Here is a 22,914-nt window from a genome sequence, read left to right as displayed (position 1 = left end):
CGCCGTCACCGGCCGCTCAGCCGCTCAGCGCCGAGGTGGGCGGGGTCCGCGCGGCGCGGATCGCCGGATAGAGCCCGGCGATCGCTCCGATCACGAGTGTCGCTGCGATTCCGGCGAGCAGCACCTCGGGAGGGACCGAGATCGGCCAGCCGTTCACGGCCGCGACGACACTCGTGACCCCGGTGCCGAGCAGGGCACCGGCGACACCTCCGAGAGCGGACAGCAGGAGCGCCTCCATCAGGAACTGCGAACGGATGTGCCCGCGGGTCGCCCCGAGCGCTCGCCGCAACCCGATCTCGCGACGACGCTCGAGCACCGAGATCACCATGGTGTTCGCCACTCCGATGCCGCCGACGAGCAGAGCGACCGACCCGAGCCCGAGGAGGAGACCGGTGAACGCCTGATCGGCGGCGTTCTTCGCGGCCAGGGCGTCCGACGGCCGCGACACCGACACCTCCTCCGGCGCCGACGGGCTGACCGTGCGGGGCAGCAGTGCGCGCACCTGCGGCACGAGCTCCTCCGGAGACCGTTCGTACACGGTGGTCGGCTTGCCGTCGAAACCAAAGCGGTCGGCTGCGATCGCCTGCCCGATCATCGCAGTCGTGTCGAGTTCGGGCGCGAGCGCGACCGGATCGAGGACACCGACGACGGTGAAGTGCTCCCCGCCGAGCTGGATGACCGACCCGACGGTCGCGATGCCGAGGCGCTCGGCGGCCTTCGAGCCCAGGACGACGGTCGGGAAGCTCCCCGTCGCAGCGTTGAGCCACTCGCCCGCGGCGAGGGTGCCTCCGACGACGTCGAACAGCCCATCGGTGACAGCGGTCACGCCGAGTCCGCCGCTCTGGGCCGGATCGATCATGCTGCTGCGGTAGACGGACAACCCGCTCATCGCACCGGCACCGCCGACCTGCTCGACACCGCCGAGGAGACCGACCTTGCCGACGGTGTCCTCGGGGAGGGTGACCACCGTGCCCAGGAGACTCTTGCCCGGCTGCACGGTCAACAGGTTGGTGCCGAGCTGCGCGAGCTGAGCCTGCAGCCTCGCCTGACTGGACGAGGAGATGCCGACAACGGCGATCATCGCGGCTATCCCGATGGCGATGCCGAGCGCGGAGAGGAAGGCGCGCATCGGCCGAGCACGGAGGCCGGTCGTGCCGAGCCCCAGAACGTCGCGACCGAGGAGCCGGGAGCGCCGACCGCCTGCGGTGCGGCCCGGGTCCCCGGTCATGCTGCACGCTCCGAGTCGCCGACGATGCGACCGTCGCGGATGACGACCTGGCGGGGCAGGCGGGTGGCGAGCTCCGCGTCGTGGGTGATCACCACGACGGTCGTCCCGCCGCGGTGCAGTTCATGGAGAAGCTCCACGATGCTCGCGCCCGAGACGGAATCGAGGTTGCCCGTCGGTTCGTCGGCGAGAAGCAGCGGAGGATCGCCCACCACGGCGCGGGCGATCGCGACGCGCTGCCGCTCACCGCCGGAGAGCTGGGTCGGGCGGTGGTCGAGGCGGTGGCCGAGGCCGACGCGTTCGAGCGCGTCGACGGCGCGCCGTCGCCGCTCGGCGCGAGGGACCCCCGTATAGAGGAGGCCGTCCGCGACGTTGTCCACCGAGCTGACGCCGTCCGAGAGGTGGAACTGCTGGAACACGAAGCCGATCCGGTAGGCACGCAGTGCCGACAGTCTCGCGTCGGACAGCCGGCCCACGTCGGCACCGGCGATGTGGGCCGTCCCGCTCGTCGGACGGTCGAGGGTGCCGATCAGGTTGAGCATCGTCGACTTCCCCGAGCCGCTCGGTCCGACGATCGCGACGAACTCCCCCTCCTCGATCACCAGGTCGACACCGGCGAGCGCGAGGGTCGGCGGTTCGCCGTACTCGCGGGTGATGGCAGCGAGACGGATGATGGGCGCGGTCTCTCCGGACGCGGTCATGATGCCGGCACCACGACGTCGAGGTCGGCGCGGACGCCGTCGCCCGAGACCTCCACGCGACCGTCGGCGAACAGGCCGGTCGTGACCGGCACGGTGGTGCGGGTGCCGTCCTCGCCGACGATCTCGACTCCGAAGGACTTGTCGTCGACGGCGATGAGCGCCTCGACCGGCACCGACAGCACGTTCTCCCGCCGCTCCGTCGGGAACCCGACGGTGACGCTCGCCCGCTGGAGGTCGGCGGCGGCGGTCGGGTCGTCGAGCGCGACTCCGACGGGGATCGTCGTCGTCTTCTGACCGTTCGTCTCGGTCTCGGCAGGCGCGCCGACGTCGGTGACGGTTCCCGCCGTCGTCCCGCCGCCCGGCAACCGGACGTCGACCTTCGCGCCGACGACGCCGAGACGCTGATCGGCCAGCTTGAGCTGCACCTCGATGCGCTTCACGAGGGAGGACACCGTGACGATCTCGGCGGCAGCAGGGCTCCCGACGGCGGCGTCGACGGAGGCGATCCGGACGTCGCCCGGCAGGAACACGACGGAACCGAGTTCCAGCCGACCGGTCTGCTGGACGCCGAGCGCCTTCTGCCAGCGCACGATCGCGCGCTCGGTCGAGGAGGCGAACTCCTTGTCGGGGGTGCGGTCGAAGAAGCCGAGCGCTGCGAGGCTCTGCTCCAGCTGCTGGACGTCCGGTCCGTCGCCCATACCGGAGGCGAACGGCCGCCAGGCGGGCAGCGGGCCGTGGAGCAGCACGACCGGAACGTTGTCGACGGTGTAGAGCGCGCCCCCGAGGGCCACGGTGCTGCCCGGCACCGGGACGCTGGTCACGATGCCTGCTCCGCTGCCGACCTTGCGCTGGTCGGCGTAGTCGAGCGTGCCGGTCACCTGAGTGGTGCCGACGAGGTCGCCGGCCGTGATCGGAGCGGTGCCCGTCGGGATGCTGCTGCGCGGCTCCTCCTGGGTCGCCCCGGCGGCCGGGACCAGAGTCACCACGGCTGCTGCACCGCCGACGAACAGGACAGCGCAGACGATGCCGGCGATGACGCGGCGTCGCGTGCTCATCGGGCGCTGCCGGTCGAGCTGCCGCTGCCCGCACCTGCGGAGAGGCCGCAGGTGTCGAGCACATCCTCGGGGATGTCGAGGGGGAACTCCATCGCTTCGCCCTTGACCGGGTCGTCGACGTCGACGCCGTTGGCCCGCAAGCACTCGGCCGTCGTGAGCTGGCCCTCGAACTCATCGGCGACCGAGGTCTCACCGTCGGGTGCCGGCGGTTCGCCCAGACGGGCCATGCAGGTCTCGGAGGCGGTCTGGAAGACCTCGGAGCCGGCCTCGTCGACGCCGATCGCGGCGGTTCCGCCGTCCGACGCCGGGTCGGGCATGTCGACGCCCTCGCCCCGCATGCAGGAGGCGTAGTCGACCTGCCAGTCGTTGAACGAGCCCGCGGAGGTCGGGGACTGCTCGGCGCTTCCGGGCGTGCCGCTGGTGCACGCGGCGAGCGATCCGATCAGGAGGGGAACGGTCAGGAGGACGGCGACCTTGGCCGCGTAGCGGCGGGCCCTGCTGGTGGTGGTCGTGGTGGTGGACATGCGTGCTCCTCGATGATTGGGGCTGATGACGACGAGTCCACCGCGGAGCGCATTGCCCGAGTGTCAACGAAAACGTTGACGTTTTCTGAACACCCGGTCCGGCAGGGAACGCCCCCGGCGATCGGCCGCTCAGGAGACGACCGTCCCGTGCGTCTACGATCCGGATGCGATCGGCGTCCAGTCGGGCGGCAGGAGCGGGCGACGTTGACGCTCTCGTTACACCACCGCTGCTGGACTGGTCGTGTCACCGCCGTGGTCGCCCGACCGCGCCCCTTGAGAGGTCCATATGCGCGTCCTGGTCGCCGAAGACGAGATCTATCTGGCCGAGGCCGTCCGCGACGGTCTGCGTCAGGAGGCGATCGCCGCAGACCTCGTCCACGACGGCGACGCCGCCCTCGAGGCGCTCACCGTCAACGACTACGACGTGATCCTCCTCGACCGCGACCTCCCGGGCACGCACGGCGACGATGTCTGTCGCGCGGTGGTCGCCGCGCACCCCGGTGTCCGAGTGATGATGCTGACCGCTGCACGCCGGCTCGACGACACGGTGTCCGGCCTCGGCGCCGGTGCGGACGACTACCTCGTGAAGCCGTTCGAGTTCCCCGAACTGGTCGCCCGGCTGCGCGCCCTCGTGCGCCGTACCGCGGAGTCGAGGCCGCCCGTTCTCGAGCGCGCCGGCGTCCGCCTCGATCCCTTCCGCCGAGAGGTCTTCCGCGACGGGGTCTACATGAAGCTCTCGCGCAAGGAGTTCGCGGTCCTCGAGCAGCTCCTGCTCGCCGACGGCGGCGTGGTCAGCGCGGAGGCGCTCCTGGAGAAGGCGTGGGACGAGAACGTGGATCCGTTCACCAACACGATCCGGGTCACGATCTCGAACCTCCGTCGGCGGCTCGGATCGCCGTGGGTGATCAGGACGGTCCCGGGTGTCGGCTACCGGATCGAGGGCGAGTGATGCCCCGCACGGAGGCCGCGGGTCTGCTGGGCAGGCCGCACCGGCTCACGGTCCGCATGCGGTGGACGCTCACGTACACCGCGCTCTTCACGATCGCCGGGTCGGTGATGCTCGTGCTCATCTACGTCTTCATGCGGTACGTGCCGACCTACGCGATCAGCGCGACGAACGCCGGTGGCACCTCGGCTCCCCTCTCCACCCCGATGCCGGCAGACGCCCTGCCCAGCACGTCCAGCCACCGGGTGTCGGGAGGCCTGACGTCGGCCGATGGCGCCGCCGCTCTCGTCGTCTCCGATCAGAACGACATCCTCACCACACTGCTCGTCTGGTCCGTCATCGTCCTCGTGCTGCTCGCCGGCGCGAGCGCGTGGGTCGGCTGGATCATGTCGGGACGCCTCCTCCGCCCGTTGCACACGATCAACGAGGCCGCCCTGCGTGCGGCCACAGGTTCGTTCGACCACCGCGTCGCCCTCTCCGGCCCGAGGGACGAGATCACCGACCTCTCGGACACCTTCGATCACATGCTGGAGAGACTGGACCGGTCGTTCCGCGCCCACCAGCGTTTCGCGGCGAATGCCTCGCACGAGCTGCGGACTCCGCTCGCGACGACGCAGGCGATGCTCGATGTCGCCGCGCGCCGCGAGCACCTGGACGACGACAGCACCCGCGCGCTCCTCGCCCGCCTGCGCGAGACGAACTCGCGCAGCATCCTGACCGTCGAGGCGATCCTCGACCTCGCCGATCTGGACCACTCCGGACTGAGCACCGAGCAGGTCTCGCTGACGCGGATCGTCGCCCAGTCGGTGGACGCCCTTCGTCCGGTGGCCGCTGCCCGCGCTGTCGACTGCACCGTCGATCTCGACGAGGTGACGGTCCGGGGAGATCCGGCGATGCTGACCCAGCTGTGCGAGAACCTCCTCCAGAACGCCGTGCGGCACAACGAGGACGGCGGATCGCTCCGCGTGACGGTGACGCGCCCCGGCGGGCCGGTGGGCGGCGGCGCCCTCCTCTGCGTGGAGAACTCGGGGGCTCGGGTCCGCCAGGAGGACGTCGAGCGGCTCACCGAGCCGTTCTACCGGGCAAGCGGACGGGTCTCCGCAGGGGCCGAACGCTCCCGAGGGCTCGGGCTGGCCATCGTCGAGAGCATCGCCGACGCACACGGGGCGGCGCTGCGTCTGACCGCGCGCGCCGAGGGCGGACTCGTGGCGACGGTCACCTTCCCCGAGTGGTGAGGATCCGCGACCGACGGCCCGTCAGTCCTCGGAGCCGTCGGCGATGCGCCGATGGTGGTGGATGACCTCGGCGACGATGAAGCCGAGGAACTTCTCGGCGAAGGCAGGGTCGAGGTGAGCCTCCTCGGCGAGTCCCCGCAGCCGCGCGATCTGACGTGCCTCGCGCTCCAGGTCCGCCGGAGGGAGACCGTGCGCGGCCTTGAGTATGCCGACCTTCTGCGTGAACTTGAAGCGCTCCGCGAGCAGGTGGATCAGCGCCGCGTCGATGTTGTCGATGCTCTGACGGATCTGGGTGAGCTCGGCGCGCGCCCCGGTCTCGTCGGTCGACAGGTCCTCGTTCATGCGCCGACCCTAACCGACCAGGGATGTCCGTCGGCTGACGGCCGCACGACGACGGCCCCGTCCCGGATCGGGGAGGGGCCGTCGCGGAGGGTCCGGTCAGTCGACCAGGTTGATCTGCACGGGGATGTTGCCGCGGGTGGCGTTCGAGTACGGGCAGAGGGTGTGCGCCGCGTCGGCGACCTTCCGTGCATCCTCGGGGCCGGCCTTCGGCACGTAGACGTCGAGCTCGACCGAGAGGCCGAAGCCGTCGGAGTCGTTCTTGCCGATCGAGACGCTGGCCGAGACGGCGGCGTCGGTCGTGTCGATCTTCAGCTGACGGCCTGCTCCGTGCAGAGCACTGAGGAAGCAGGCCGAGTAGCCGGCGGCGAAGAGCTGTTCGGGGTTGGTCCCCTCGCCGGAGCCGCCGAGCTCCTGCGGGGCGCGGGTGTCGAGGTCGAGACGGTCGTCCTCGGTGCGGACGTGGCCGTCGCGTCCTCCACCGGAAGCGTGGGCGATGGCAGTGTAGAGAGCATCCATCCCCCTATCCCATCACTTCTGGGCCGTGAGTGGGATGAACGTCGGGTGGACGTGCGCCGTGCGGAGGCCCGGCGCAGCGCGCGGACGCCACGGGACAGCGGACAGTGCGCCCGCGCCCATCCGACGCCGGTCGGCGGCCTACGCGCTCGTCTCCCCGACCCTGATGAAGACCGCTGCCGCGGCGGCACCGAGGAGCACCACTGCGGCGACGAGCATGCACGTCTGCATCCCACCGACGAAACCCGTCCGGTCGGCGAGGAGCGCGCCGAAGACGGCGATGGCGACCGCGCCTCCCACCTGGCGGAAGGTGTTGAACACAGCGCTCGCGGTACTCGCTCGGTGCGGGGGGGACGCTCGCGAGCACCACGGCGGTGGCGGGCGGCATCGCCACAGCGCCACCGGCGCCGGTCAGCACGAGGAGGGCGCTCACCGCGATCACCGAGTCGAGCGGAGCGGCCAAGAGCAGCCCGAGCAGCCCGACCGCCATCGTCGTCAACCCGAGAGCGATGGGCACCCGCGGTCTGAACCGGTTGGCGAGGGTCCCGCTGACGATGTTCCCCACGACACCGAACGCGGCGGAGGGGAGGAAGACCAGGCCGGCGAGCAGCGGGGAGAGGCCGAGATGCTGCTGGAGGTAGAGGCTCACGACGAACACCGACCCGAAGTTGCCCACCATGAAGGCGAAGCCGACGAGGAGCGCGATCCTCATGTCGGAGCCGCGGAAGAGATCGAGCGGCATCATCGGGTGCTGCTCCGCCGCTGCACGGCGAGGAAGCAGGAGAGGGCGACGACGGCGAGCGCCAGGCAGCCGACGATGGCGGGGTCGCCGTAGCCGAGGGCGCCTCCCTCGATGAGCCCGTACATCAGAGCGCCGAGGCCGAGCAGCGAGAGCGCCTGACCCCACCAGTCGAACAGTGCGGGGTGGGTGGGCGACGCCGCGACGGAGCGCAGCAGGAGGAGCATCGCCGCGCAGACCGGGACGTTGATGAGGAACACGAGCCGCCAGTCGACGACCGTCAGCAGGCCGCCCAGGAGCGGTCCGACGGCGACAGCGACGGCACCGCCGACGGCCCAGATCCCGAGAGCGCGAGCACGCTCCCGCGAATCGGGGAACGCCTCGCGCAGGAGCGCCATCGAGGACGGCAGCATCACGGCGGCAGCCGCTCCCTGGACGAGACGGGCGGCGACCAGTGCGCCGACGGTGGGCGCGAGAGCGCACGCCAGCGAGGACAGCAGGAACAGGGCGACTCCCGCGCCCGGGAATGCGCTCAGAACGACCCCGGAAGGCCGTCAAGCCCCTCCCCCTCCGCGCCCTCCTGGTGTGCGGTGGAAAGACACCTCGACCCGGCGCGAGCCGGAGAACGGAGACGCGCATGCGAGCACTTACCTGGCAGGGCACCGAGAAGGTCTCGGTCGAGACGGTTCCGGACCCCCGTCTGCAGCAGCCCACGGATGCGATCGTGCGGATCACCTCGACGGCGATCTGCGGCTCCGATCTGCACCTCTACCGCCTCCTGGGGCCCTACCTCGACCGGGGCGACATCCTCGGTCACGAGCCGATGGGGATCGTCGAGGAGGTCGGCTCCGCGGTCACGTCGCTCCGGGTCGGCGACCGCGTCGTCATCCCGTTCACCATCTCCTGCGGCGACTGCTTCATGTGCCGTCGCGGGTTGCAGTCGCAGTGCGAGACGACTCAGGTCACCGAGTACGGCTCGGGCGCGTCGCTCTACGGCTACACCAAGATGTACGGGCAGGTTCCCGGAGGACAGGCCGAATTCCTCCGCGTGCCCCTCGCCGACTACAACGCCGTCGTCGTGGGGTCGGACCTGCCCGACGAGCGCTACCTCTTCCTCAGCGACATCGTGCCGACCGCCTGGCAGGGCGTCGAGTACGCGCGGGTCCCCGACGGCGGAACGCTCGTGGTCTTCGGCCTCGGCCCGGTCGGCCAGTTCGCCTCGCGCATCGGGGTGCACAAGGGCTTCCGGGTGCTCGCGGTCGATCCGGTCGCCGAGCGCCGCGAGATGGCCGCGCGCCACGGCGTCGAGACGTTCGACCTCGCGGACGACATCGCCGACCAGCTGCGCGACCTGACCGAGGGGCGCGGCCCGGACTCCGTCGTCGACGCCGTGGGGATGGAGGCGCACGGCTCGCCGATGGGCTCGTTCGCGCAGTCGGTGGCCGGGCTGCTCCCCGACCCGCTCGCGCGCAAGGCGATGGACACGGTCGGAGTCGACCGGCTCGCGGCGGTGACCGCCTCGCTCGACCTCGTGCGCCGCGGCGGGACCGTCTCGCTCAGCGGTGTCTACGGCGGTGAGGCCGATCCGCTGCCACTGAAGTCGATGTTCGACAAGCAGGTGACGCTGACGATGGGCCAGTGCAACGTGAAGCGCTGGATCGACGACCTGCTGCCGCTGGTCGAGGACCCCTCCGACCCGCTGGGCGTGATGGACCTCGTGACGCACCGGGCTCCGCTCGAGGACGCTCCCGCGCTCTACGAGACCTTCCAGAAGAAGGAGGACGGCTGCATCAAGGTCGTGCTGCAGCCGTAGGCCGACGCCCTACTCGAGCGGTTCCGGAGACGAGAGGCTCAGCTCTTCGCGGTCGAGGGCGGCCTGCAACCGCCGCAGGACGGTGTCGTCGATCGCGTTCTCGTTCCGCAGCCGGATGACCGTCTCGCGACGGTGCGCGATCAGCGCGAGGCTGAGCTCGACGTACTCGGCCCGGTCCCGCGCGGCGCCGGTGTCGCCCCCGCCGCCCCGGTCGGCGCGGGCGGTGCCGGCGAAGGTCTCGTACGCCTCGGTCACCCAGGCGGTGACCTTCGGGCTCGTTCCGGAGCGGGCGGCGAGCGCGGGGACGGCGTCCAGTGCGGCCTCGAAGGCGACGATCGACGCCTCCGACGCCTCCTCGTCGACCCTCGAGGAGGCGGGTCGCCGGATCCCGCGGACGGCGAGCGGGAGCACGAGGGCCTGGCCCACCAGAGTGACGAGGACGACCCCCGCCGTGACGACGATGATCAGGGACCGCGCCGGGAACGGATCGCCGGAGGCGACCACCTCGGGCACCGAGAGCGCGACGGCCAGCGAGACGGCCCCGCGGAAGCCCGCGAGGCTCGACACCGCTTGCGCCCGCGGGGCGTCGACGGTGGATCCACTCCCGCGCGACCGGGAGACGAGCACCGCCAGGCCCGACCAGGCGAAAAGGAAGGCGAACCGGGTGGCGATGACCACGGCGCTGACGGCTCCGACGAGGACGAGAGCGCCCATCAGCTGGACCGCGGTGAGCGAGCGCGCGATCTGCTGGAGTTCGAGGCCCACGAAGAGGAACAGGGACCCGTTGATCAGGAAGGTCAGGAGCGGCCAGAAGGCGAGCGCTTGAGTGCGGTGCTCGGCTCGGATGACGCGCGGGGCAGCCTGCGACATGATCAGCCCGCTGACCACGACGGCGACGACCCCCGACGCATGCAGGTACTCGGCGAGGAGGAACGCCACGAACGGCGCCAGAATCATGACCAGGTTGCCGGCGAGCGGATCGCTGAGGCGCCGACGGAGCTCGATGTTGACGAGAGCGACCACGCCGCCCACCGCGGCACCGCCTCCGTAGGCGAGGAGGACCAGACCGGTGAGGCCCGCGGCGCTCACACTCTGCTCGCCGACCGTGACACCGACAGCAACCCCGAAGATCACCAGCGCCGTGCCGTCGTTGATCAGGCTCTCGGCGCGCAGGACCGTCACCTGACGCTCGGGCAGCATCCGGCTGAGCGCGGCGATCGCGGTCGCATCTGTCGGGGCGACGGCCGCACCGAGGACCCACGCCGCGCCCCAGGGCATCCCGAGAGCGTGGGCCGTCGCCGCCGTGCCCGCGGCGGTCGCCACCACGAGGCCGGTACTCAGCACCGCGATGGAGGTGATGTTGCGCCGGATCTCGCGGAGGGACGTGGTCAGGCTCTCCCAGTACAGCAGGATCGGCAGGAGGATCAGCAGCACGAGGTCAGGGGGCAGCAGCACCGATCCCACCTGCGGGATCAGCCCGAGGAGCACTCCGAGCACCAGCAGGACCACCGGCGGCGCGACGCGGAACCGCGCGGAGAACGCGGAGGCGAGCAGAATGCCGGTTCCGACCAGGACGACGACCTCGAGAGCGAGCACAGGATCTCCTTCGACAGGGACAGCGGGCGGCGCCGCGTCAGAACTTCAGGACGAGACGGCCGCGGAATCCTCCGCGTTCGAGGCGTTCGTGTGCGGCGGCCGCCTGGTCGGCCGGCACCAGGTCGGCGACCGACGTGCTGAGCTCGCCGCGCTCGACCGCACGGGCCAGGCGGTCGATCGCATCGTGGCGGAGGCTCGACCCCATGACGTACGACGCGAACACGCGGATGCCGCGACCCGGATCGACATCGTTCGGCAGGTAGAACGCGACCTGGCCGCCCTCGCGGACCGCGCCGACGACCCGGTCCGCGAGGATCGCCGGGTCGGCGAGCGCGTCCGCGCCGACCCCGCCCGTGGCCGAGAGGACGCCCTGCACGAAGTCGTCGTCCCGGTCGAGGACGACCTCCGCCCCGAGCGCGCGGACCCGACTGGCCTCGCCCGAGCGGGCGTCAGCGATCACCCGCAGGCCCCTGCGCACCGCGAGCTCGACCAGGTAGCCGCCGACGGCTCCGGTCGCGCCCGTGACGGCGAGCGTCTGCCCGGGCGCGAGGCGAGATGCTCCAGCGTGATCTCGGCGGTGAGCGCATTCGAGAGGAACGACGCTCCCTCGGCGTAACCGCCGCTCGCAGGCATGCGGGTGACGGACAGCGCCGGCAGGACGATGGCCTCGGAGTAGCCTCCGTGACTCCCGTTCGGGACGACGAACCCCGTGACCGCGTCGCCGAGACCGAGGTCGGAGCCGGCCGGCTGATCCGGCCCGATCTCCTCGATCGTCCCGGCGACATCCATCCCCGGAACCACCGGTCCGTCCGGGCGGAGCCCGCCTCCCGCGAAGCCTCCTGAGCGGATGATGGCGTCCACCGGATTCACTGCGGCGGCTCGCACGCGGATGCGGACCTCTCCGGCGCCGGCCGATCTCTGCGGCACCTCGAGAGGACGCAGCACGGATGCCGCTCCGAACTCGGTCAGTCCGATGACCTTCATGGAAATCTCCTCTTGTCTCGTAGAGCGACTCGTGCCTGGTAGAGCGACGATCACGTGTCGCGGAGAGCGACGATCACTGTGACACCCCGCGTCACGCCCGGGGAGGGCAGGGATCTCTGCCCCCTCCGATGGCAAGATCATCGGGTGGCGACGGACGTGCGAGCTCGTGAACTGGGCGCCTTCCTCCGCGCGCGACGGGCCGCGCTCAACCCCGCAACGTTCGGCGTGCCTGTGTCGGGAGCAGCGCGACGGGTGCCGGGACTCCGGCGCCGCGAGGTCGCTGAGGCGGCTGCGATCAGCGTCGAGTACTACACCCGCATCGAGCAGGGACGGATGGCCGCCTCCGGGCCGGTCCTGGCCGACCTGGCCCGCGTCCTGCGGCTCACCGATGCGCACCGTGCCTACCTGTTCGATCTGGCCGGGAAGGTCGAGCCGACGCTCCCCCACCCCCGCCGGCAGGTCGTCCAGGCTCCGCTGCAGCGGGCGCTGGACGATCTCGCCACCACGCCGGCGTTCGTCCTCGGCCGCAGGACCGACGTGATCGGCTGGAACCGGCTGGGCGCCGCGTTGATCACCGATTTCGCTGCCGTGCCCGAGGACGAGCGGACGTTCATCTGGTTGCTGTTCGCCCACCCGGGCGTGCGGAGCCTCTACGCCGACTGGCAGGACGTCGTCGAGCTCGCCGTCGCGCAGCTGCGGAGGGACAGCGCCAGATACCCGGACGATCCGGAACTGGCACGGCTCGTCGAGCGCCTCTCGGCGCAGTTCCCCGAGTTCATCGAGATGTGGACCGTGCACGAGGTCGCCGGACGCGGGACGGGCCGCAAGACGCTGCATCATCCGCTCGTCGGCGAACTCGTCCTCGACTGGGAGATCCTCGCCTCGGCCCTGGACCCGGACCAGCAGATCGTGCTCTGGACGGCCGAGGCAGGATCGGAGTCGGCGAGTCGGCTCCGTCGCCTCGCCGACAGCACCCGAGCCGGCTGCTCTGCACCGGAGCACCCGGCTACCCGATAGATCCCCGGGCCGCCTCCCGCTCGGCCGGAAGCCGGAGCGCGTCGCGTTGCCCGACCGCCCACACCGTGAGCGCGAAGCCGCTCAGCACCGCTCCGGCGAGCGCGATCGCCGGCCAGCCGCCGTGGGTCCACAGGAAGGAGGCGAGCCCGGAGCCGAGCGCGCCGCCCACGAAGTTGGTCGAAACGAACGCCGTGTTGATGCGGCTGCGGGCGGCGGGATCGACCTGGAACATCCGCGACTGCAGCATCGTGTTGTGCCCCTGGATCGCGATGTCGAGCACGAGGATCGCGACGACGACGGCCACCACCGACTCCGCCCCGAGCCCGGCGACGACGAACGCCGCCATCACCAGGACCCAGGCGATGCCGATCGCGGGCAGAGCGAGGCCTCGATCCTGCAGCCGTCCGGCACGCTGCGCGGCGACCGCGCCGGCCAGGCCGATCAGCCCGAAGAGCCCGATGGTCGTCGCCGAGTACGAGAACGGAGGCGCGCTCAGGAGGAACGTCAGCGCCGTCCAGAACAGGGTGAACACGGCGAAGGAGGTGCAGCCGAGAGCGAGACTCCACCGCACGACCCGCTCCCGCCGCACGATCGTGAACACCGAGGCGATCAGGGCCGGGTACCGCAGCGTCGTCCGCGGCTCCAGAGACGGGATCGCCCGGGCGAGGAGCACGGCGACGACGACCGCGAGCACCGCGGCGACGACGTACACGGACCGCCAGCCGGCCACCCCGGCGACGAGGCCGCTCAGCGTCCGCGAGACGAGGATCCCGGAGAGGATGCCCGAGACGACCGTGCCGACGACCCGGCCCCGCGACGCATCGTCGGCGAGGTCTCCGGCGAGCGGAGCGAGGATCTGCCCGGAGACGGTGGTCAGCCCCACGGCCGCGAGCGTGACGACCAGCACCGCGAAGGTGGGCGCCAGCGCGCTGGCCGCGAGGGCGACCGCCGAGGCGAGCACGGCGATCGGGACGAGGCGCGACCTGTCGAGGACATCGCCGAGGGGCACGAAGAGCAGGACTCCGACCGCGTAGCCGAGCTGCGTCGCCGTGACGAGCCAGCCCGCCGCCGCGGTGCCGGTCCGGAGATCGGCGGCGATGACGTCCAGCAGGGGCTGCGCCCAGTAGAGGTTGCCGACCGCCGCGCCCCCGGCGAGAGCGAAGAGGAATGTGAGGCGGCGGCTCACGTGGCGGCTCCGCAGCGGGCTCGCCTCGACGCGCTGGAGCAGCGACCAGTGCACGTCCTGCGGCGACCGCCTGGTGCGATGTCGCCGAGCTGCTGGCGGAGGGGGCTCCGCGCGCCGGTGTCCGACATAGTTGTTCCTTGTCTCTCGGGGTCTCTCGGTGTGGCTGTCTCGGCGCTGACGGTGTCTGGGGGACGCCGGCGAGAATGACCACTCAACCGCCCTGTCACCTCACGCGGCGAGGCACTGCTGGGAGGTGTCCTGACAGAACACCCCACGGATCCGGGCCGCGCCGTACGGTGACAGGCATGGACAATCGCGAAGAGGTCCGAGACTTCCTGGTCTCGCGCCGCGCACGAGTGACGCCGCAGCAGGTCGGGCTGCCCGGCGGGAGCAAGCGTCGCGTGCCGGGCCTGCGTCGGAGCGAGGTCGCCCTGCTCTCGGGGGTGAGCGTCGAGTACTACTCGCGGGTCGAGCGCGGGTCGCTGACCGGTGTCAGCGCCAGCGTGCTCGAGGCCGTCTCGGGCGCGCTGCGACTCGACACCGCGGAGCGCGCGCATCTCCGGGACCTCGCGGCAGCCGCGAACGAATCGCCCCTCCGTGCCGCTCGTCGGCCCCGCGGTCCGGTCAGCGTGCGGCCCGGGGTACAGCTCGCCCTCGACGCCGTCACCACCGGGCCGGCGTTCGTCCGCAACGGGCGGATGGACGTCCTGGCCGAGAACTCCCTGTTCCGCGCCCTCTACTCCGACGTCTATTCACGCCCGGAGCGTCCCGTGAACCTCGCGCGGTACGCGTTCCTGCAGCGCGAGCAGTCCGAGCGGTTCTACCCCGACTGGAGCATGTCGGCCGACATCAACGTGGCGATCCTGCGCACCGAGGCGGGCCGCGACCCGCACGACCGGGGGCTGCAGGACCTCATCGGCGAGCTCTCGACCCGCAGCGACGAGTTCCGCGTCCGGTGGGGCGCGCACGAGGTCCGACACCATGCGACGGGCGACAAGCACTTCCACCACCCGGTCGTCGGCGATCTGCACCTCGTCTACGAGGCACTCGAGCTGATGGCCGATCCTGGCCTCAACTTCCTCATCTACAGCGCACAGCCCGGCAGCGGGTCCGAGGATTCGCTGAAGCTCCTCGCGAGCTGGAGCGCCGAGCACCGGCAGCAGCCGGAGGTGACGCCGCGCCCCGCCCCCGTGACGGACGCCTGAGCGCGTCGCGGAGACCGCGTCGGGAGCCCGTGCCGGCCGTGGCCGACGTGCCCCCGGGGGCGGAGCGGAGGCATCCGCGGTGGATGGAATGGACCGTCTACACGGTCGGCGCGGTCCTGCTGACGCTCGTCGATCTCGCCCTCTCCCCCTCGCCCGCGGCGCGGCTCGTCTTCGTGGCGACTGTCGTGCTCGGGACGCTCGCGCTGCTCGGCCGGGTCGGCACGTGGACGGTCGGGCTGCTGTCGCTCGCGGGGACCGCCGTGGTGACCGGTCTGGCGGTGGTCTCCGGGTCCTCCGGATCCTTCGGACTCGGTGAGTGCTTCGTACTGCTCGTGCTCGTCGCCGCCGCCTCCCGCCGGGTGAACGGCGCCGGGGGTGGGCGGAGGCGGCGCTGATCACCGTGGCCGTCGTCTGCCTCCCCCTCCGCGCGTTCTCCTCCGACGCCCCCGTCTTCGTCGTCCTCCTCATCGCGGCCTCGGGATGCGCTCTCGCGGCAGGAGCAGTGCTCCGCAACATGGACGGCGAGCGTCGGCTGGCCCTGGCCGTGGCGACCCAGGAGGAGCGCGACGGCCTCGCTCGCGATCTCCACGACGACTTCACGAACCGAGTGACCAGCATGATCCTGATGGTCCAGGCCACACGGCGCTCTCTCGACGGATCGCCCTCCGGACTCGATGACGACCTCGCTCGGGTGGAGGCCGCGGGATCGGAGGCGCTCGTGGCGATGCGCCGCTGGGTGTCGACACTGCGGGCGAGCGGTGTCGAGCAGAATCCCGAGCTGGGCGGCACCGCGCTGTCGGAGCTGCCGCCGCTCCTGGAGCACTGGGAGTCGACATCCACCGGAGGCCGGGCCCGTCTCATCGAGCGGATCCCGACCGACGTGCCGGACGAGGTGCAGACCGCGGTCCACCGCATCGTTCAGGAGGCGGTGACGAACGTCTCCCGGCACGCCCCGCGCGCCACCTGGCTGGAGGTGTCCGTCACCGAGAGCGGCGGAGTCCTCGACGTCCGCGTGGTCAGTCCCCTGGAAGCGGAACCGGGCAGCGACCCCGTGCCCGGTTCGGCGGGCCTCGGCCTGCTCGGGATGCGCGAGCGGACCCGGATCCTCGGCGGCAGCTTCGAGGCGGGACCGGACGGAGCGACCTGGGCGATCCGAGCCGCGATCCCTCTGGACGTCGGGCGATGAGCATCCGGGTCCTCGTCGCCGACGATCATGCCGAGGTGCGGTCCACGCTCGTCAGGATCCTCGCGGCCGAGCCCGACATCGACGTCGTCGGCGAGTGCGACGACGGTCTGACGGCGCTGGAGGTGGCTCAGCGGCTCGCCCCGGACGTCGCGATCGTCGACATCCGCATGCCGCGCATGGACGGCCTCGAGCTCACTCAGCTGCTCGCCGGGCCCCGCGCGCGGGTCCCGGTGAAGGTGGTGGTGGCCACGAACTTCGACGACGACGAGTACGTCTACGGCGCGCTGCGCGCCGGCGCCTCCGGGTTCCTCCTCAAGGATGCCGGGCCGGGGCTGCTCGTCCAGGCCGTTCGGGCCGCGCAGTCGGGAGACCAGCTGATCAGCCCGTCGGTGACCGTGCGCCTGCTGCAGCACCTCGCGCCGCGGACGGCGAGCACCCTGCATCCCGAGCTCACACCGCGCGAGATCGAGGTCGCCGAACTCGTCGGACGCGGGCTCACGAACGCCGAGGTGGGCGCGGCGCTCTTCATCTCGCTCGGAACGGTCAAATCCCATCTCTCGGCCCTGCAAACCAAGCTGGAGGCCCGCAACCGCGTCGAGATCGCCGCGTGGGCCTGGAGCTCGGGCCTCCTCCGGCCCTGACGCGGCTGCTCCGTCCCCGTGACGAGACCGGCCGAACGGCCGATGCCCGGTCGGCGCCGCTCCTCGACGATGGGATCGAAGCAGTTGCCCGAGAGCCGGGCCGCGCTCTGAGAGGCCACCCACCGTGCACACCAGTCAGTCCCAGGACCGCCCCCCGATCATCAGAGGTCGAGTGGCGGCGCTCGATGTCCTCCGCGGTCTCGCGCTGTGCGGGATCATCTTCGTCAACATCGGACCGCTCACGCACTTCGGCGCCGAGTCGGACGTCACCGGCCCCTACACCCTCGCCGATCCGAGCGGGTGGCTGCAGCTCCTCGTCCAACAGCGGTTCTTCCCGCTGTTCTCGCTCCTGTTCGGGATCGGCTTCTCGATCTTCCTCGAGTCGGCCTCCCGTCGGGCGCAGCGGCCGAGACTCCTTCTGCTGCGCAGGCTGCTCCTCCTGCTCGCCATCGGCATCCCCTTCGAGATGCTGCAGCCCGGCTCGGCGCTGCTGCCCTACGCGCTCTTCGGACTCGTCGTCCTCCTGCCCAGCACCTGGCTGCCGCGGTGGGCCGTCGCGGTGGCGGCCGTCGCCCTTCTCGGGGGGAGCCTCGCGGTCACCGGCGGCGGCATCACCCTGATCCCGGGGCTGTTCCTCCTCGGTTCTGCGCTCACCCGCTACGGAGTCGTCACGGCCTTCGGCCGCTCGAGGCGCGGATCCGGCATCGCCTGATCGCCTTCAGCCTGCTCGCCGTCCCGCTCGCACTCTGGCAGGCGAGCGCGATCGAGAACTCCGGGTTCGACGTCGCGTCCGCGCCGGCCGGTCTCGCCACAGCCGGCGTCTACGCCTCGCTGGTGTCGCTGATCATGACCACCCGGGCCTCGCGAGTCCTCGAGGCGGCCTTCAGCCCGCTCGGCAGGATGGCGCTCACCAACTACGTCAGTGCCGCGCCGCTGATGCTCGGCGCCAACGCGCTCCTCGACTTCCCGCACAGCACGTCGTGGGTGCCACTGTTCTCGACGGTCGCCGTCATCCTCGTCGCTCAATGGGTGGCGAGCACACTCTGGCTCCGGTCGTTCAGCCAGGGTCCGCTCGAGTGGCTGTGGCGCTGGGGCACGTGGGGACACCGCGCCCCGCTGCGCCTCAACCGCGCGGTCGCCGACCGGGTCGCCGTCCCCCTCCGCTCCTGAACGACGACGGAGGCGGCGCCCCCCTGGGGAGCGCCGCCTCCGTCGTGTCCCGCGAGACCTACTTGAAGACGTCCTTGACGTCCTCGCCGACCTTCTTGGCCGAGGCCGCGGCCTGGTCCTTCTGGCCCTCGGCCTTCAGGCTCTCGTCGTTCTTGTGGTCGCCGATCGCTTCCTTCGCCTTGCCGGCGATGTCCTGAGCGGCGTTCTTGATCTTGTCATCGAGCCCCATGGTGGTGCCTCCTTCGCTGATCGATGGCACGACCGTAGGACCGCTGACTGCTCGCCGCCTGAACACACCGGGGGGCTTGCTCGGCGCCCTGCCGAGCTGGCAGTATTCGCGGTCGCGATCAGGTGGCGGGAGTCGCGCTGTCGGACGGAGCCGTCGCCCAGTGGCTCGAGGAGCGCGACCCGTCGCAGTTGCTCGACGACGTGCGGTCATTCGCCCGGCGCCGCCCGGGAGCCTTCATCCTGATCGCCGCAGCCACTGGCCTGGTCGGCGGCCGCCTCCTGCGCGCCCTGACCGCCGAGGCGAAGGACGAGAAGGAGGCTCAGAGCGCTCGGACCGACGGTCCCGAGTTCGCTGCCCCCGCCCCCTCGGCGTACGGCACCGTCGGATCGAGCTCGTTCGAACGCGACTACGAGCCGACCGAGCCGATCCCGGACCCGCTGGGAACGTCGCTCGGCGACACTTCCCTCCCGAACGGCTCCCGGCCGTGAGTGGCGTCCCTGGCGTCCCCCGCTCCTCGGAGCCGACTCCGGATGAACGCGCGGGCTCGACATCGCTCGGCGATCTGCTCGGGGAGGTCTCGCGCGATCTGTCGACCCTGATCCGCCAGGAGATGGCGCTGGCCAAGGCCGAGCTGAAGGAGTCCGCGGGCAAGGCGGGCAAGGGAGCCGGCCTGCTCGGCGGAGCCGGCTACGCCGCGCTGATGGCCGTGCTCTTCCTCTCGATCGCCCTCTGGTGGAGCCTCGGGACGCTGATCGGCAACGGCTGGTCTGGCGTCGTCGTCGCGGTGATCTGGGGCGTCGTGGCCGCGATCCTGTTCGCCGTCGGCCGCCGGAGCCTGAAGCAGGTCGATGGTGTACCCGAGACGGTCGACACACTCAAGAAGATTCCCGACACCCTCAAGCCGAACGGGGCACGACGATGACGTACGACGCAGGACAGAACAAGACGCCGGAGGAGATCCGGGCCGATATCGAGCGCACCCGCTCCGAGCTCGGCGGGGACGTGGACGCGCTGGCCGAGAAGGTCAGCCCGAGCGCGATCGCGCAGCGGCAGACCGACAAGGTGAAGTCGGCCGTGGGCTCGGTCCGCGATCGCGTGATGGGCTCGGCGCATGACGCCTCCGATTCGCTCTCGAGCGGAGCCGGCTCGGCGAAGTCGACGGCAGAGGGCAACCCGTTCGCGGTGGGCCTGATCGCCTTCGGCGCCGGCCTGCTCGTGGCCTCGCTGATCCCCGCGACGAGCGGGGAGAAGGAGGCGGCCAGCCGCGTCAAGGAGCAGGTCCAGCCGGTCGTCGACACGGTGACCGATGCAGCGAAGGAGGCGGCGGGCGAGCTCCGCGAGCCCGCGCAGCAGGCGTTCGCCGCGGTCAAGGACTCCGCGACGGACGCGGCCCAGAACGTCAAGGAGGCGGGCTCCTCCGCCGCCGGTGAGGTGCAGGACTCGGCGCGCGAGGCCAAGCACGCCGTGCAGGAGGACGCGCAGTCGTAGGCGACCGTGCACGGACGGGCGGTGGGCGTCTCGCCCCACCGCCCGTCCGTGCGTCACTGGCGCCCCCGAGGATGAACCGGCGCATCCCAACGCGGGAACGGGACTCGCTGTACACCTCGATCGAGTACTGGCCGCTCTCCTGAATCAGGAACGGAGGACGATAGCCGTCGCCGGTGATCCCCCACAACTCAGCGCTCTTCGGATACTCGCGGATGACGTACTCCCACCCCGCTCCTCGACGAACGCCAGCATCGGGTCCAGGTCGGCCAGGTCACCATGAGCACCAGGAGGCTGAATGATGCGAGTGCAGGTCACGTGACAACTGTTCTCGCCCGGGCCCCCGGGGAGACCACCACCCACACCGCCGTTGAATCCGTGCTCCGGCACGGTCTCGCCACCACACACCGTCACCGATCCGCAACTGCGCATCCCGCAACAGCTCGTCCGGCTGCACGTCATGCTGCGCATTCGACTCGAACTCCTCCTCCAGACTCACTTCGGCCACCTCCGACCGAGTCATCCCCGCCGCGTCCCGACGATCCACCGCAGCGCCCCCTCCTCCGCTGGCCCCGCAGCCGCAGAGCACAACCATCAGCAGTACCGTCGCGACAGCCGCGCGGACCGCCCGCGCTCCGCCCCCACGACGTTCACCAAAGGCGGTCTGCACATCGACCACCGCCCCCTGCCGCTCCATTCCCTGATGGGTGAGCTCGGTCGCCATGCCCCGCCGCCGCAAGGAGAGCACCGCCGCCGTCTCCGCATCGAACCGGACTCGCATGGGTTCCCCCTGTCTCCGTCTCCCACCCCGAGAGCACGATCTGAGCGACCGTCACGATAGGCGGCCCGCGACGTCCGCCGTAGGCCGCGACGCTGGATGCCGGTCCGGTCGGCCGCTCCGACGCGGGACGTCCTCCGCCCCGCCTCCGGAGGGAATACCGGGCAGTGCGTACTCCTTGGCCTCGGTATGCGATCGATCGTCTACTCCCGCACCGGTGACTCCTCCGTCCTCTCCCTCGTCGACCGCGAGACGCAATCCCCGGGGGCCGGTGAGGTCCGCGTCCGCGTCCTCGCCTCCGGCGTGAATCCGACCGACTGGAAGGCTCGTGCCGACGGCGAGCTCGCCTTCGACGAGGTGGTTCCGAACCAGGACGGTGCCGGAGTCGTGGACGCGGTCGGCGAGGGCGTCGAGGGCCTGACGGTCGGTGACCGGGTGTGGATGTACCTCTCGGCGCATCGACGCCCGACCGGTACCGCGCAGGAGTCGACGGTGCTGCTCGCCGAGCACGTCGTGCGCCTCCCCGACGGCATCGGCACCGAGGTCGCCGCGAGTCTGGGCGTCCCCGCGATGACCGCCCACCGCGCACTCACCGTGCACGAGCACGGGCCGTCCCGGCTCTCGCCCGGCGCCCTCGCCGGCCGGACCGTGCTGGTCCAGGGCGGTGCGGGAGCCGTCGGGCACGCCGCAGTCCAGCTCGCGGTGTGGGCGGGCGCGACCGTGATCGCGACGGTGAGCAGCGACGCCAAGGAGCGCCTGGCCAGGGCCGCCGGCGCGCAGCACGTGCTGCAGTACCCCGACGGTGCTCTCGCCGACCGCATCCGCGAGCTCGCTCCGGACGGAGTGGAGCACATCGTCGAGGTCGCGCCGGCGCAGAACGCTGCGCTCGACGTGGAGGTGCTCGCGAACCACGGCAGCATCGCCTACTACGCGAACAACAACGGTGACGAGTTCACCGTGCCGATCGTCGCCGGCTTCGTCAAGAACGCCCGCTGGCAGGGCCTGCTGCTCTACACCGTCGGCGAGGAGGCGCTGCAGGCAGCGGCGGAGGACATCACCGCCGCGCTCGCGGACCGGGCCCTGCCGGTGGGAGAGGAGGCGGGACTCCCGCTGACGTGGTTCCCACTGGAGCAGACCGCCGCCGCACACGACGCGGTCGAGCAGGGCGCGACCGGCAAGGTCCTCATCCGCGTGGCAAACGAGCAGAGCTGAGTCGAGGGCTCGCCTCGGCTACCCGCGCAGCGGAGGCGAGCCCGCCACCGTCGCGCGGTCGGCGAGACCCGCGACGAGCTCGGCGAGCGCCTCCTCCGCCGTGCGGTTCGGCGTCCAGCCGAGTTCGGCGCGCGCCCGCTCCGTCGACATCACGGGGACGTTGCCGGCGATGTCGAGCCAGCCGGCGTCCGTCCGCTGCAGCCGGAGGTGCCAGGTCGCGGTGATGATCGAGCGGAGGAGCCCGAAGGGCACCGTCACCGGGCGCGCACCGAACGCGCGCGCGAGCCGCTCGGGAGTGAGGACGGGCTCGGCCGCGATGTTGAACGCACCGCCCGCGCGCCGATCGAGAGCCCGCCAGAACGCGTCCGCCACATCGTCGGCGTGCACCGCCTGGAAGATCAGCGTCCGCGGGAGAGGCAGCACCGGCGCCCGGAGCGCCCTCAGCCACCGGGTGGGGTAATGCGGACCGGCGAACAGTCCGGCGATCTCTGTCGCTGCGCCGCGCTGGAACACGAGTCCCGGGCGCAGGCGGGTGACCACGATCCCCGGATGCTCGGCCTCGAACGCGTCCATGGCCCGCTCGTTCGCCGCCTTGTGCCGGCTGTAGGTCGAGGTGTGCAGACCGCCGGTCGGCCAGTCCTCGTCGACCCGGATCGCCTTGGACGCCGCGCTGTAGGCGCCCACCGAGGACGCGACGGCGATCTGGCCGACTCCGGCGACGGCTGCTGCTGCGAGAACTGCCGCGGTGCCTCCGACATCGATCAGACGCTGGAACGGCTCGTCGTGGCTGGGCTGCAGCGCCCAGGCGAGGTGCACGACGGCGTCCATCCCCGCGAAGGCCTCGCGGAGCAGGCGCGGCGCCTCGCTCGACGCGAGATCGACCTCGACCCAGCGCACGCCGCGGTACTCCTCGGAGTGCGGTCGCGGGGCCCGGCGGGCGATGCCGACGACCTCCTCCACACCGGCCTCGCCGTGCAGGCGCCGCAGCAGCGCCGTCCCCAGGTTGCCGGTCGCCCCGACGATCGCGATCCGCATGTCGTCATCCCTCCGCGGGCGCGCGCGCCGGCCCTTCCTCGAGGCTAGGCAGGGGCGCCGCCGGGGAGGAGCCGCTTGACAGCGGCCGGGCGCTCCC

28 protein-coding genes and 1 pseudogene are annotated in these 22,914 nt (G+C 71.5%); 14 read left to right on the top strand and 15 right to left on the bottom strand.

All coding sequences use genetic code 11. From position 1 onward, the window contains the following. Positions 1–16: 16 nt before the first annotated feature. The 4 genes from ACH61_RS06670 to ACH61_RS06655 are packed head-to-tail and all read right to left on the bottom strand — an operon-like array spanning position 17 to position 3,505. Positions 17–1,228, bottom strand: a complete 1,212-nt coding sequence (locus ACH61_RS06670; RefSeq protein ID WP_068210145.1) for an ABC transporter permease — start codon at positions 1,226–1,228, stop codon at positions 17–19. After that, positions 1,225–1,926, bottom strand: a complete 702-nt coding sequence (locus ACH61_RS06665; RefSeq protein ID WP_068210144.1) for an ABC transporter ATP-binding protein — start codon at positions 1,924–1,926, stop codon at positions 1,225–1,227. The genes ACH61_RS06670 and ACH61_RS06665 overlap by 4 nt, the downstream gene beginning before the upstream one ends. Further along, entirely contained in the window at positions 1,923–2,981 is a 1,059-nt protein-coding gene (locus tag ACH61_RS06660; protein ID WP_068210142.1) for a peptidoglycan-binding protein, read from the bottom strand. Before ACH61_RS06660 ends, ACH61_RS06665 begins: the two co-directional genes overlap by 4 nt. After that, positions 2,978–3,505 (bottom strand): hypothetical protein, encoded by a 528-nt coding sequence (locus ACH61_RS06655; protein ID WP_068210139.1) that lies wholly within the window; start codon positions 3,503–3,505, stop codon positions 2,978–2,980. The genes ACH61_RS06660 and ACH61_RS06655 overlap by 4 nt, the downstream gene beginning before the upstream one ends. A gap of 286 nt (positions 3,506–3,791) precedes the next feature. Here ACH61_RS06655 and ACH61_RS06650 point away from each other — a divergent pair, with 286 nt between their 5' ends. Together ACH61_RS06650 and ACH61_RS06645 are read left to right on the top strand one after the other, a co-directional pair. Continuing rightward, entirely contained in the window at positions 3,792–4,454 is a 663-nt protein-coding gene (locus ACH61_RS06650; protein WP_068210137.1) for a response regulator transcription factor, read from the top strand. Further along, on the top strand, positions 4,454–5,686 hold the full coding sequence (locus ACH61_RS06645) for a HAMP domain-containing sensor histidine kinase (RefSeq protein WP_068210135.1): 1,233 nt from the start codon (positions 4,454–4,456) through the stop codon (positions 5,684–5,686). The genes ACH61_RS06650 and ACH61_RS06645 overlap by 1 nt, the downstream gene beginning before the upstream one ends. Positions 5,687–5,707: 21 nt before the next feature. Here the strand turns inward: ACH61_RS06645 and ACH61_RS06640 are convergent, their stop codons facing one another. The 5 genes and pseudogenes from ACH61_RS06640 to ACH61_RS17900 all read right to left on the bottom strand — a co-directional run bounded on the left by ACH61_RS06640 (position 5,708) and on the right by ACH61_RS17900 (position 7,786). Then, complete coding sequence (locus ACH61_RS06640) at positions 5,708–6,028, bottom strand: chorismate mutase (protein ID WP_068210133.1); 321 nt, start codon at positions 6,026–6,028, stop codon at positions 5,708–5,710. A gap of 96 nt (positions 6,029–6,124) precedes the next feature. Continuing rightward, the gene (locus ACH61_RS06635) at positions 6,125–6,544 is read right to left on the bottom strand and encodes an organic hydroperoxide resistance protein (protein ID WP_068210131.1); all 420 of its coding nucleotides are present in this window, start codon (positions 6,542–6,544) and stop codon (positions 6,125–6,127) included. A gap of 138 nt (positions 6,545–6,682) precedes the next feature. Continuing rightward, the gene (locus ACH61_RS17905) at positions 6,683–6,862 is read right to left on the bottom strand and encodes a hypothetical protein (RefSeq protein WP_068210128.1); all 180 of its coding nucleotides are present in this window, start codon (positions 6,860–6,862) and stop codon (positions 6,683–6,685) included. A gap of 85 nt (positions 6,863–6,947) precedes the next feature. After that, positions 6,948–7,322 (bottom strand): annotated as a pseudogene (locus ACH61_RS19285) (MFS transporter); the annotation flags it as partial. Then, on the bottom strand, positions 7,283–7,786 hold the full coding sequence (locus ACH61_RS17900) for an MFS transporter (RefSeq protein WP_269085062.1): 504 nt from the start codon (positions 7,784–7,786) through the stop codon (positions 7,283–7,285). The pseudogene ACH61_RS19285 and the gene ACH61_RS17900, both read right to left, overlap by 40 nt. Positions 7,787–7,917: 131 nt before the next feature. Here ACH61_RS17900 and ACH61_RS06620 point away from each other — a divergent pair, with 131 nt between their 5' ends. Next, a complete protein-coding gene (locus ACH61_RS06620; RefSeq protein WP_068210122.1) occupies positions 7,918–9,093 on the top strand; it encodes a zinc-dependent alcohol dehydrogenase in 1,176 nt (391 codons plus the stop codon). A 9-nt stretch (positions 9,094–9,102) separates the two neighbouring features. On the opposite strand, the gene ACH61_RS06615 is transcribed toward ACH61_RS06620, so the two are convergent. The 3 genes from ACH61_RS06615 to ACH61_RS17295 are packed head-to-tail and all read right to left on the bottom strand — an operon-like array spanning position 9,103 to position 11,673. Continuing rightward, the gene (locus tag ACH61_RS06615; RefSeq protein WP_068210119.1) at positions 9,103–10,689 is read right to left on the bottom strand and encodes a Na+/H+ antiporter; all 1,587 of its coding nucleotides are present in this window, start codon (positions 10,687–10,689) and stop codon (positions 9,103–9,105) included. A gap of 37 nt (positions 10,690–10,726) precedes the next feature. Next, positions 10,727–11,149, bottom strand: coding sequence for a zinc-binding dehydrogenase (locus ACH61_RS17300; protein WP_161489630.1), 423 nt, complete (start codon positions 11,147–11,149; stop codon positions 10,727–10,729). Continuing rightward, the gene (locus tag ACH61_RS17295) at positions 11,146–11,673 is read right to left on the bottom strand and encodes an alcohol dehydrogenase catalytic domain-containing protein (protein ID WP_161489629.1); all 528 of its coding nucleotides are present in this window, start codon (positions 11,671–11,673) and stop codon (positions 11,146–11,148) included. The genes ACH61_RS17300 and ACH61_RS17295 overlap by 4 nt, the downstream gene beginning before the upstream one ends. Before the next feature lie 156 nt (positions 11,674–11,829). On the opposite strand from ACH61_RS17295, the gene ACH61_RS06605 reads away from it, so the two are divergent. Continuing rightward, the gene (locus ACH61_RS06605; protein WP_236713584.1) at positions 11,830–12,690 is read left to right on the top strand and encodes a helix-turn-helix domain-containing protein; all 861 of its coding nucleotides are present in this window, start codon (positions 11,830–11,832) and stop codon (positions 12,688–12,690) included. Here the strand turns inward: ACH61_RS06605 and ACH61_RS06600 are convergent. Then, the gene (locus tag ACH61_RS06600) at positions 12,680–13,930 is read right to left on the bottom strand and encodes an MFS transporter (RefSeq protein ID WP_236713583.1); all 1,251 of its coding nucleotides are present in this window, start codon (positions 13,928–13,930) and stop codon (positions 12,680–12,682) included. The genes ACH61_RS06605 and ACH61_RS06600 overlap by 11 nt on opposite strands. Positions 13,931–14,181: 251 nt before the next feature. Between ACH61_RS06600 and ACH61_RS06595 the strand changes: the two genes are divergently transcribed. From ACH61_RS06595 to ACH61_RS06575, 6 genes are all read left to right on the top strand, one after another. Further along, on the top strand, positions 14,182–15,081 hold the full coding sequence (locus ACH61_RS06595) for a helix-turn-helix domain-containing protein (RefSeq protein ID WP_068210114.1): 900 nt from the start codon (positions 14,182–14,184) through the stop codon (positions 15,079–15,081). An 83-nt stretch (positions 15,082–15,164) separates the two neighbouring features. Next, complete coding sequence (locus ACH61_RS06590; RefSeq protein ID WP_068210111.1) at positions 15,165–15,476, top strand: hypothetical protein; 312 nt, start codon at positions 15,165–15,167, stop codon at positions 15,474–15,476. 5 nt (positions 15,477–15,481) lie between these two features. Further along, entirely contained in the window at positions 15,482–16,267 is a 786-nt protein-coding gene (locus ACH61_RS06585; protein ID WP_068210110.1) for a sensor histidine kinase, read from the top strand. Beyond that, a complete protein-coding gene (locus ACH61_RS06580; protein ID WP_068210107.1) occupies positions 16,264–16,908 on the top strand; it encodes a response regulator in 645 nt (214 codons plus the stop codon). The genes ACH61_RS06585 and ACH61_RS06580 overlap by 4 nt, the downstream gene beginning before the upstream one ends. 172 nt (positions 16,909–17,080) lie before the next feature. Further along, positions 17,081–17,620 carry a DUF418 domain-containing protein gene (locus ACH61_RS18285; RefSeq protein WP_236713582.1) on the top strand — a complete coding sequence of 180 codons (540 nt, stop codon included), beginning with the start codon at positions 17,081–17,083 and terminating at the stop codon, positions 17,618–17,620. Further along, positions 17,605–18,078, top strand: coding sequence for a DUF418 domain-containing protein (locus ACH61_RS06575; protein ID WP_236713586.1), 474 nt, complete (start codon positions 17,605–17,607; stop codon positions 18,076–18,078). The genes ACH61_RS18285 and ACH61_RS06575 overlap by 16 nt, the downstream gene beginning before the upstream one ends. Positions 18,079–18,136: 58 nt before the next feature. Here the strand turns inward: ACH61_RS06575 and ACH61_RS06570 are convergent, their stop codons facing one another. Further along, a complete protein-coding gene (locus tag ACH61_RS06570) occupies positions 18,137–18,307 on the bottom strand; it encodes a CsbD family protein (RefSeq protein WP_068210104.1) in 171 nt (56 codons plus the stop codon). 122 nt (positions 18,308–18,429) lie between these two features. Here ACH61_RS06570 and ACH61_RS18280 point away from each other — a divergent pair, with 122 nt between their 5' ends. The 4 genes from ACH61_RS18280 (at position 18,430) to ACH61_RS06545 (ending at position 21,782) form a co-directional block, all read left to right on the top strand. Next, on the top strand, positions 18,430–18,795 hold the full coding sequence (locus ACH61_RS18280; RefSeq protein ID WP_068210101.1) for a hypothetical protein: 366 nt from the start codon (positions 18,430–18,432) through the stop codon (positions 18,793–18,795). Then, the gene (locus ACH61_RS18275) at positions 18,792–19,229 is read left to right on the top strand and encodes a phage holin family protein (RefSeq protein WP_068210098.1); all 438 of its coding nucleotides are present in this window, start codon (positions 18,792–18,794) and stop codon (positions 19,227–19,229) included. Before ACH61_RS18280 ends, ACH61_RS18275 begins: the two co-directional genes overlap by 4 nt. After that, positions 19,226–19,795 (top strand): DUF3618 domain-containing protein, encoded by a 570-nt coding sequence (locus tag ACH61_RS06555; protein WP_068210095.1) that lies wholly within the window; start codon positions 19,226–19,228, stop codon positions 19,793–19,795. Before ACH61_RS18275 ends, ACH61_RS06555 begins: the two co-directional genes overlap by 4 nt. 964 nt (positions 19,796–20,759) lie before the next feature. Then, a complete protein-coding gene (locus ACH61_RS06545; RefSeq protein WP_068210090.1) occupies positions 20,760–21,782 on the top strand; it encodes an NADPH:quinone reductase in 1,023 nt (340 codons plus the stop codon). Between the two features lie 18 nt (positions 21,783–21,800). On the opposite strand, the gene ACH61_RS06540 is transcribed toward ACH61_RS06545, so the two are convergent. Beyond that, positions 21,801–22,817 carry an NAD-dependent epimerase/dehydratase family protein gene (locus tag ACH61_RS06540; RefSeq protein WP_068210087.1) on the bottom strand — a complete coding sequence of 339 codons (1,017 nt, stop codon included), beginning with the start codon at positions 22,815–22,817 and terminating at the stop codon, positions 21,801–21,803. Positions 22,818–22,914 lie beyond the last annotated feature (97 nt).

This window comes from Rathayibacter tanaceti (assembly GCF_001634385.1).
GTDB classification, from domain to species: domain Bacteria; phylum Actinomycetota; class Actinomycetes; order Actinomycetales; family Microbacteriaceae; genus Rathayibacter; species Rathayibacter tanaceti.
The sequence above is the reverse complement of the archived record's forward strand: the minus strand, read 5'-3'. Positions and strand labels throughout refer to the sequence as shown.